The sequence below is a fragment of the uncultured Caulobacter sp. genome (assembly GCF_937900395.1).
Classification (GTDB): Bacteria; Pseudomonadota; Alphaproteobacteria; order Caulobacterales; family Caulobacteraceae; genus Caulobacter.
Genome location: NZ_CALCDX010000081.1, coordinates 1 through 9,377, shown reverse-complemented (window position 1 = coordinate 9,377; position 9,377 = coordinate 1). Strand labels below are relative to the sequence as shown.

The following is a 9,377-nucleotide window of genomic DNA, read 5'->3' as shown; positions in this document are numbered from 1 at the left end:
GATGCGAGCAAGCTGGTGGGCTGGATCCTGAACCTGCCCTGAGCGCGCGCTGAAAGCACAACGCCGCCCCAGGGCAAACCCGGGGCGGCGCAAGACTGTCACTTTTTGGAACGCTCCAGACCGAAGCGGGTGACAAGCGGTGTCAGGGCGCCTGCCAGGGCACCTGGGCCGCGGCAAAGGCCTTGGCCAGCCGCCCGTCGGCAGCCACCGCGTTGAGCGCGGCCTGCAGGGCCTGCGCCAGCTCCACCGACTGTTTCTTGACGGCCATGCCCACGGCCCAGCCATCGCGGGGGGCGCGTGGCATCGGCAGCGCTTCAATGAAGAAGCGCTTGTCATCGCCCAGCACCGAATACAGCTCGGAGGCCTGGCCGGCCGCCGCATCCACCTCGCCATCGCGCAGCAAACGGGCCGCGGCCACACCATCGGGCAAATGGGTGGTCAGCTGATCGCGGTAGGCCCCCTGATCGGCACCGATCAGCAGCCAGCCGGCCAGTGATTGCCCGGCCACGGCCACCTTGTGGCCCTTGAGGGCGGCCAGGCTCTCCAGGTCGGGCAGCCGGTCCAGCCGGCGCGCCATCACCACCCGTTCGCGGTAGTAGGGCCCGAAGATCAGCACCTGGCGCTCGGCGTCCATCAAGGGCTTGTCCACCGGCACGTGCAGCAGCACATCGGCCGGGCCATAGCCCAGGTAATGCCCCTTCCAGACCATGTTGCGCAGGTCATCGGACATTTTCTCGTCGGCGTCAAAAGGCAGCAGATTGAGCTTGAGCCCCAGTTGGGCCGCCAGCAGGCGGGCCAACTCCACATCGATGCCCTTGCCCTTGACGTTGAAAGGCGGGTTGTCGTTGTACAGCCCCACCGACAGCACACCGCGCACCTGGATGCGCGCCCAGGCGGACTCTTCCTGGGCCTGGGCCTGCCAGGCCCAGGGGGTGGTCGCCAGGGCCGCGCCGGCCTTCAAGAGGTGGCGGCGCGCAATCACTTGGCCTCCGCCAGGGGTTTGACGCGCAGCGATTCGAGGTAGGTCTTGATGGCCCAGGCCGCTTCCTGTGACAGGATGCCCTCGAAGCCCGGCATGTAGACCGCGCCATTGCGCACCTTGCCCTTGCGCACGCTGCTGGCGTAGTAGTCGTCGACGTCCTTCACGCACATGGCCTTCTTGCGCGCGTCATTGACCTCGACCGTGGTCTCGATCAGCCGGGTCGGGGCGCCGTAGTCCTGGGCGGTCTTGACCAGGGCGATCGTGTCCTTGGGGAAGCAGCTGCCGCCGTAACCCGGGCCAGCGTTGAGGAACTTCGAACCGATCCGTTTGTCCAGGCCAATGCCCTTGGCCACCGACTGGACGTCGGCCCCGACCTTCTCGCAGAGGTCGGCCATCTCGTTGATGAAGGTGATCTTCATCGCCAGGAAGGCGTTGGCCGCGTATTTGATCAGCTCGCTGGTCCGCCGGCCGGTGAAGACGATCGGGGTCTCGTTCAGCGACAGCGGCCGGTAGAGGTCGCGCATCACCGCCTGGGCCCGCTCGTCCTCGGTGCCCACGACCACGCGGTCGGGGCGCTTGAAGTCCTCGATCGCCGCGCCTTCGCGCAGGAACTCGGGGTTGGAGACCACGGCGAACTGGGCGTCGGGACGGGCCTTCTTGATGATCGCCTCGACCTCGTCGCCAGTGCCCACCGGCACGGTCGACTTGGTCACCACCACCGTGAAGCCGTCGATCAGGCCAGCGATCTCCTCGGCCGCGGCGTAGACGTAGGACAGGTCGGCGTGGCCGTCGCCGCGACGCGTGGGCGTGCCGACGGCGATGAACACCGCGTCAGCGTCCTTGATCGGCTGGGCCCCGTCCAGGGTGAAGAACAGGCGGCCTTCGCGCACATTGCGGGCGACCAGGTCATCCAGCCCCGGCTCGAAGATCGGGATCTCGCCCTTCTCCAGCCGTTCGATCTTTCGGGGGTCCTTGTCGATGCACGTCACCACGTGACCGAAGTCGGCGAAACACGCCCCAGACACCAGGCCCACATAACCCGTGCCAATCATCGCTACGCGCATCGAACCACCATGATCTGGGCGCCGCCATCGTTCGCGGCGCCTCGCCTATTCCAGCAATCGCGAAGCGGAGGCAAGCCGCGCCGTCACGCTCGCCCCTCAACACGCCGCCACGAAACGCCCCCGCATCGCGAAATCGCCCGCCGACAGCGCATGGCGCCGACCTATCGCCGCCGTCGCGTGAGGCCGCCGAGAAGGCCGCGCATCAGCTCCCGCCCGGCCTGAGACGCGACGGTTCGCACGAGCGTTACGGCGAACGCCTCCGCCATGGTCTGCCGATTGGAAGCGCGGCGGCCGCCCACGTCATCCCTCCCCAGTTCGCGCTCTTTTTCCCTCGCCTGGAGCTGCGCCTGCCGAGCCCGGCCTTGCAGGATCTCGTAAGCGGAGTCGCGATCCATCGGTTCGTCGTAAATCCCTCTTACCGGGCTCTGGCCTTGAACCGCGGCGCGCTCTTGAGGCGTGATGGGACCAAGGCGCGACGCGGGCGGACGGATCAGCGTCTTCTGGACGATTTGCGGCGCGCCCTTCTCATCGAGGGTCGAGACGAGGGCCTCGCCGACGCCAAGCGCCTGGATCGCCTCGGCCGTGTCGAAGCCGGGATTGCTCCTGAATGACTGAGCCGCCGCCTTCAGGCCCTTCTGATCGGCCGGGGTATAGGCTCGCAGGGCGTGCTGGACCCGGGCGCCGAGCTGGCCCAGCACCGCGTCGGGAATGTCGGCGGGATTCTGGGTCACGAAATATACGCCCACGCCCTTGGAGCGGATCAGCCGCACCACCTGCTCGATTTTCTCGAGCAAGGCCTTGGGCGCGTCGTTGAACAGCAGGTGGGCTTCGTCGAAGAAGAACACGAGCCTGGGCTTCTCCGGATCGCCGACCTCCGGCAGGATCTCGAACATTTCCGACAGCAACCACATCAGGAAGGTCGCGTAGAGCTTCGGTGACTGGATCAGCCGGTCGGCGGCCAGGAGGCTGACATAGCCCCGGCCCGCCGTGTCGGTGCGCATCAAGTCTGCGAGATCGAGGGCCGGCTCGCCGAAGAAGGCCTCGGCGCCCTGGGTTTGGAGAGCCAGAAGTTTGCGCTGGATCGCGCCGACGGTCGCGGCGGACACGTTTCCGTACTGCGTGCCGATCTCGTCCGCGTGGTCCGCCACGTATTTCAGCGCCGCCTGCAGGTCCTTGAGGTCTAGCAGGAGCAGGCCCTCCTGATCGGCCACATGGAAGACGATCGTCAGGACCCCTTCCTGCACGTCGTTCAACTCCAGAAGGCGGGACAGCAACAGCGGTCCCATTTCGGAGATCGTCGCGCGGATCGGATGTCCCTTCTGTCCGAAGAGGTCCCAGAAGATCATCGGCGGCGCGGTCGGCGCCAAGGCCAGATCCATCGCGGCGGCGCGCGCCAGCATCTTCTCGTTTGGCGCTCCCGGCATCGCCAAGCCCGACAGGTCGCCCTTCACATCGGCGGCGAACACCGGCACTCCGGCGTCCGAAAAGGCTTGGGCCATGACCTGCAAGGTGACCGTCTTGCCTGTTCCTGTGGCTCCCGCGACGAAGCCATGGCGATTCGCGCGATCCAGGCGTTGTGTGACCGGGCTTTCTCCAAGCCCGAGAAGGATCTGGTTGTCACCGATGGCCAGCGGCATGAGTAATCTCCTTGTCCTGGACCCTAGCCGGGGCCTTGAGCGCAGCCAATCGTGATGGGCGATGTCCCCACGCTTCCGTAGAGCCCTTGAAGATGCCCACCCGAGCCCCGCCCCCCGTCACAACTCGAAACGCCGTGGTGTTCCTGGCCGTCATTGCGGGTGGAGCGGCGCTCTACTGGATGCAGGACATTCTGACCCCGCTGGCCCTGGCCGTGTTCCTGGCCGTGATGATCGATAGCTTCGCCCGGGTGCTGACGGCGCGCGTGCCCGGCGTGCCGGCCCGCGTCGCCTTGCCCGCCGCGGTCGTCATCTCCGTCCTGCTGTTCGGCGCCTCGTTCTGGGTGGTCATCGAGAACGGGCGCGACTTCTTCGACCAGCTGAAGGACTACGCGCCGCGCCTGAACGACATCATCGCCAGGGCCGCTCACGCGGTTGGCATTCATGTGGCCCCCACTGTCGGCGGCCTGATCAACGAACTGAATCCGCAACGCTACATCGGCCAGGCCGCGCAATCGTTCGGCAACTTCGCCTCCAGCGCCGTGCTGGTGCTGATCTATCTGGGCTTCATCATCGCCTCGCGGCGAGGCTTTGCGCGCAAGATCGTCTCGCTTTTCCCGCAGCATGCCGAGCGCGAGCAGAACATGAAGCTGTTCCAGCGCATCCGCGACGGGGTGGAACAGTATCTGTGGATCCAAACGGTCACCGGCCTGATGATCGCCGTAGCCGCCTGGGTGGTGATGATGCTGGTGCGGCTGGACAACGCCTTCTTCTGGGCGTTCCTGATTTTCCTGGCCGCCTACATCCCGATCCTGGGCGGCGCGATCGGCTGCTTCATGCCGCCCCTGTTCGCCCTGGTGCAGTTCCCCGACAGCTTCTGGCCGGCGATCATCCTATTCCTGGCCCTGCAAGGCATCTTCTTCGTGGTCGGCAACGTGGTCCTGCCCCGTATGCAAGGCGACAGCCTGAACATGGACCCGACGGTGGTGCTTTTGTCTCTGGCCGTCTGGGGAGCCCTATGGGGCGTACCGGGCATGTTCCTGTCCACGCCTCTGACCGTGGCGGTCATGCTGATCCTGGCCCAGTTCGAGGGCTCGCGCTGGATCGCCATCTTGCTGTCCGAGGACGGCGACCCCGAAGGCGAACGCCTAGGGGCGGCCAAGCCGCATGAGGCCGCACGCTCGCGAAAGAAGTGAAGCCGCCTCTTAAACGGACGCGACAAGCCCCTATCTAGGGTTAGTCCGGCTCCCCCACCCGGACCCCCGCCGATCGCGGCCGGCAAGGCCGCCGCCATCGAAGCGGAAAACGCCCGCATCCCCCAGCGGGCCCGCGCCGCCGGCTTCCCCCAGCCGGCGGCGTTTCCGTTTCAGCGCGCCCCTTTTTGGCCAGCCGTTAACGACAAGCTTTCGCCCGCGCGCTACGCTTTAAAGCTGCGCCGTCGGCTCCTTGACGGCGAGCGATCCGGCGAGCGATCCGGCGAGACCGAAAGGCGGCTGATTCTCCGCATATGCGTTGAGTTTTTACCTTTCTCCGCTAGGTAGGTCGGAAAAATTTTTGAGGAAGCGGCATGAGCGGCGTAAAGATTGACCCAAACCACAACCTGGCCGCCGCCTACGCTCAGACACGCGGGAAGACTGTCCAGGAGCTCTCCCTGGCGGAGCGCGACTTTTTGGCCCAGGTCGACGCCGACTGGGCCGTAGAGGACGCGCCCGTCCTGTCGGCGCCGGCCGCCGCCGCATCGCTTGTCGAATTCTGGGATTTCGCGGTCGGAGTGACCGGCGACCAGCCGGCCGTCCGCCTCCGGTCGGTCGGCGAAGGCGCGTCCGGTCGCGACCTGCTCGAGATCGTCCAGCTGGATCGCCCGTTTCTGGTCGACAGCGTCATGGGCGAGATCACCGAAAGCGGCTTCCGGGTCCGGGCCATGTTCCACCCCGTTGTCGAGATCGACGGGATCGGTCGATCGCTGATCCAGGTCCACCTCGATCCCGTCGGTGAGGACCGCGCCGAGTTGCTGCTGGAACAGGTGCGCGAGACTCTGTTCGACGTCCGCCGCGCCGTCGGCGACTTCAAGGCCATGCGCGAACTCATGCATCGCGCGATCGGCGAGCTGTCCGCCAGCCCCGGCGTCACCAGCGAAGAAGGCCGCCAGGAGGAGCTCGCCTTCCTGCGCTGGCTCGAGAATGACAACTTCGTCTTTCTCGGCGCGCGGGTCTACGAGTATCCCCGCTCGGCCGACGGCGGCTACGCCGCCGAAGAACCTCTCTACGAAGCGGAAGCCGGCCTTGGGGTCCTGAAGGACTCGACGCGGGCGGTGCTGCGCCGGACGCACGAACCCGCGATCCTGTCCGCCCAACTGCGCCGGCAGCTCGAGACGGGAACGCCCGTCGTGGTCGCCAAGTCCAACCTGCGCTCGCGCGTCCACCGTCGTGGCTTCATGGACTATGTCGGCGTGCGCCGCTACGGCGCGGACGGCAAGCCCTCGGGCGAAGTGCGGTTCGTCGGCCTGTTCACCGCCGAGGCCTATGAGACGCCCGCCAGCGAAGTGCCCCTGATCCGGCACCGCGTGGCGCGGATCATGCGCCGGGCGGCCAAGGCGCCGGGCAGCCACAACGAAAAGCGCCTGCGCAACATCCTCGAGACCTGGCCGCGCGACGAGCTGTTCCAGACCAGCGAGGATACGCTGCTGTCGATGGCGCTGGGGGTCCTGCACCTGATCGACCGGCCGCGCGTGCGGCTGTTCGCCCGCATGGATCCGTTCGACCGCTTCGCTTCAGTGCTGGTCTACATTCCGCGCGAGCGCTTCGACACCGAGGTCTGCGAGCGGGCGGGCGCGATCCTGGCCGACGCCTACGACGGCAAGGTGCTGGAATACTATCCGGAAATTTCCGACGCCCCCTTGGCCCGGGCTCAATTCATCATCGAGGTCACCCCGGGCGACCACCCCGAGCCCGACCTGGCGCGGGTGGAATCCCGCATCGCCGATACGGCGCTCACCTGGGAAGACCGGTTCGAGGCGGTAGTCCGCGCCGGCGGCGCACCGGCCGGCGGCGTTCGCGCCTTGCTGGCCAAATACGGCCGCGCCTTCCCGCCGGGCTATCGCGACCAATATGACGCCCAGGAAGCGCTGCTGGACATCGACGTCATCGAGACGCTGGCCCCCGACACGCAACCGCGCGTGCGCGCCTTCCGCCGGGCGGAGGACGACGCTCGCACCTTCCGGTTCAAGCTCTACCTGCGCGGCGCCGCGGCGCCTCTGGCCGAAGTGTTGCCGATCCTGGAGCGCATGGGGCTGAAGGCTCTGATCGAGGACGGCTTCCGCCTGAGCATCTACGAGCTCGACGGCCCGCACTCGGTCTGGGTCCATGAGTTCGTGCTGGACGACCCCGCCGGCGAGCACATCGTGTTCGACGAGATCCGTCAGGCCTTCGAGGACGCCTTCATCGCGATCTGGACCGGTCTGGCCGAGAACGACGGCTTCAACCGCATCGTGCTCGAACTGGCCGTCGGCTGGCGCGAGGCGGCGCTGATCCGCGCCCTGGCGCGCTATCGCCAGCAGTCGGGCCTGGATCCCAGTCAGCAAGTGCAGGAAGCCGCGCTGCGCGACCATCCGGCCGTCACGCGCCTGATCCTCGACCTCTTCCGCGTCAAGTTCGACCCGGCGATCGCCAGCGACCTGAAGGCGCGCACGACCCAGGCCAAGGCCGTCGAAGCCAAGATCGTCGAGGCCCTGCAGGCCGTCGAAAGCCTGGACGCCGACCGCGTCCTGCGCCGCTTGGCCGCCCTGGTCGGCGCGATCCAGCGGACGAACTTCTACCAGCCGGCGGCCGATGGCGGCCCCAAGCCCTATATCAGCTTCAAGATCGCCTCCCGCGAGCTGGAAGACCTTCCGGCGCCCAAGCCCTTCCGCGAGATCTATGTCTCGGCGCCGCATATCGAGGGCGTGCACCTGCGCTTTGGCCCGGTGGCGCGCGGCGGCCTGCGCTGGTCCGATCGCCGCGACGACTTCCGCACCGAGGTCCTGGGCCTGGTGAAGGCCCAGCAGGTCAAGAACGCGGTGATCGTGCCGGTCGGCTCCAAGGGCGGCTTCTATCCCAAGCAGCTGCCGCGCGGCGGTGATCGCGACGCGATCCAGGCCGAGGCGATCCGCGCCTACAAGACCTTCCTGTCGGGCCTCCTGGACCTGACCGACAACATCAACGCCGATAACGAGGTCGTTCCGCCGGCCTCGGTGGTCGTACACGACGGACAGGATCCCTATCTGGTCGTCGCCGCCGACAAAGGCACGGCGACCTTCTCGGACATCGCCAACGGCGTGGCCGAGGACTACGGCTTCTGGCTGGGCGACGCCTTCGCGTCGGGCGGTTCGGTCGGCTATGACCACAAGGTCATGGGCATCACCGCCCGCGGCGCCTGGGAAGCGGTCAAGCGCCACTTCCGCGAGCTGGGCAAGGATATCCAGACCGAGACCTTCACGGCCGTCGGCGTCGGCGACATGTCCGGCGACGTGTTCGGCAACGGCATGCTGCTGTCCAAGCAGACCAAGCTGCTGGCCGCCTTCGACCACCGCCATATCTTCCTCGATCCCAATCCGGATCCGGCGGTCTCGTGGGCCGAGCGCGACCGGATGTTCAAGCTACCGCGCTCGTCCTGGGAGGATTACGACAAGTCGAAGATCTCGCAGGGCGGCGGCGTCTTCGCCCGCAGCCTGAAGAGCATCCCGCTGTCGCCCGAGGTCCGCGCCATGCTGGACCTGAAGGCCGAGGCCGTCTCGCCGGCCGAGCTGATGACCGCGATCCTGAAGGCCCGCGCCGAGCTGCTCTATCTCGGCGGTATCGGCACCTATGTGAAGGCCAAGGGCGAGAGCAACGCCGACGCCGGCGACAAGGCCAACGACGCCATCCGCATCACCGGCCTGACCCGCCAGGCCAAGTGGGAACCGCGCGACATCAAGCAGAATTTCAGCCTGGCACCGGGCGAGATCAAGTACATGAAGCTCGATGTGCGCTTCAATCTCAGCGAGATGACCTTCGGCAGCCTCGGACCCAGCTACCTGATCCACTTGCGCCCGATGCGCGCCGATGATGCGGTCTACGAGATTCGCGAAACGCAGCCACTGAATCCCTGAAGCAAGGAGCTACCGCATGAACCTGACCCGCGCTTTCACCCTGTCCCTGGCCGCCAGCCTGCTGGTCGGCTGCCAGAGCCATGACGATGATCTGGCCAGCGACTACGACCGCACCGCCGCCTATGTCGAGGGCGTACCGGGTGGCGCGGTACTGGAAACCGAGACGCTGCTGGCCACCGTCAGCGCCATCGACAGCGCCAAACGCACCTTTACCCTGCGCGACGACCTGGGCAACCAGCGCACGCTGGTCGCCCCCGCACAGATGCACAACTTCGACCAGTTGAAAGTGGGCGACCGGGTCAAGGCCGTGGCCTCCCAGGAACGCATCGTCTACCTGCGCCAGCCAGGCGAGGTGGCCAACGATGGCGCCGCCGGCGTGCTGGCGACCGCGCCGCAGGGGGATAAGCCGGGCCTGCTGGCCGCCGACACCGTGGAGATCACCGCGCTGGTCAAGGGCATGGACACCACCCTGCGCACCGCCACCCTGCTGCTGCCCAACGGCAGCGAACGGGTCATCAAGGTCCGCCCGGACGTGGACATGAAAACCGAATACCTCGGCCGCCAGGTGGTGC

5 protein-coding genes and 1 pseudogene are annotated in these 9,377 nt (G+C 67.0%); 3 read left to right on the top strand and 3 right to left on the bottom strand.

Annotated features, from left to right (window positions below; all coding sequences use genetic code 11):
• Positions 1–142: 142 nt before the first annotated feature.
• From Q0379_RS07055 to Q0379_RS07045, 3 genes and pseudogenes are all read right to left on the bottom strand, one after another.
• On the bottom strand, positions 143–982 hold the full coding sequence (locus tag Q0379_RS07055) for a transporter substrate-binding domain-containing protein (RefSeq protein ID WP_299006239.1): 840 nt from the start codon (positions 980–982) through the stop codon (positions 143–145).
• Between the two features lie 167 nt (positions 983–1,149).
• Positions 1,150–2,046 (bottom strand): annotated as a pseudogene (locus Q0379_RS07050) (UDP-glucose/GDP-mannose dehydrogenase family protein); the annotation flags it as partial.
• A gap of 161 nt (positions 2,047–2,207) precedes the next feature.
• Positions 2,208–3,683 (bottom strand): helicase HerA-like C-terminal domain-containing protein, encoded by a 1,476-nt coding sequence (locus Q0379_RS07045; protein ID WP_299006236.1) that lies wholly within the window; start codon positions 3,681–3,683, stop codon positions 2,208–2,210.
• 92 nt (positions 3,684–3,775) lie between these two features.
• On the opposite strand from Q0379_RS07045, the gene Q0379_RS07040 reads away from it, so the two are divergent.
• From Q0379_RS07040 to Q0379_RS07030, 3 genes are all read left to right on the top strand, one after another.
• Positions 3,776–4,876: an AI-2E family transporter gene (locus Q0379_RS07040; RefSeq protein ID WP_299006233.1), complete on the top strand. Its 1,101-nt coding sequence runs from the start codon at positions 3,776–3,778 to the stop codon at positions 4,874–4,876.
• Between the two features lie 371 nt (positions 4,877–5,247).
• The gene (locus Q0379_RS07035; RefSeq protein WP_366519302.1) at positions 5,248–8,805 is read left to right on the top strand and encodes an NAD-glutamate dehydrogenase domain-containing protein; all 3,558 of its coding nucleotides are present in this window, start codon (positions 5,248–5,250) and stop codon (positions 8,803–8,805) included.
• A gap of 16 nt (positions 8,806–8,821) precedes the next feature.
• On the top strand, positions 8,822–9,377 hold a 556-nt coding region (locus Q0379_RS07030), incomplete at its 3' end, for a hypothetical protein (RefSeq protein ID WP_299006230.1).

Coding starts and splice junctions, on each gene's coding strand:
- Q0379_RS07045 (WP_299006236.1), bottom strand. CDS start 3,683: ATGCCGCTGGCCATCGGTGACAACCAGATCCTTCTCGGGCTTGGAGAA.
- Q0379_RS07040 (WP_299006233.1), top strand. CDS start 3,776: ATGCCCACCCGAGCCCCGCCCCCCGTCACAACTCGAAACGCCGTGGTG.
- Q0379_RS07035 (WP_366519302.1), top strand. CDS start 5,248: ATGAGCGGCGTAAAGATTGACCCAAACCACAACCTGGCCGCCGCCTAC.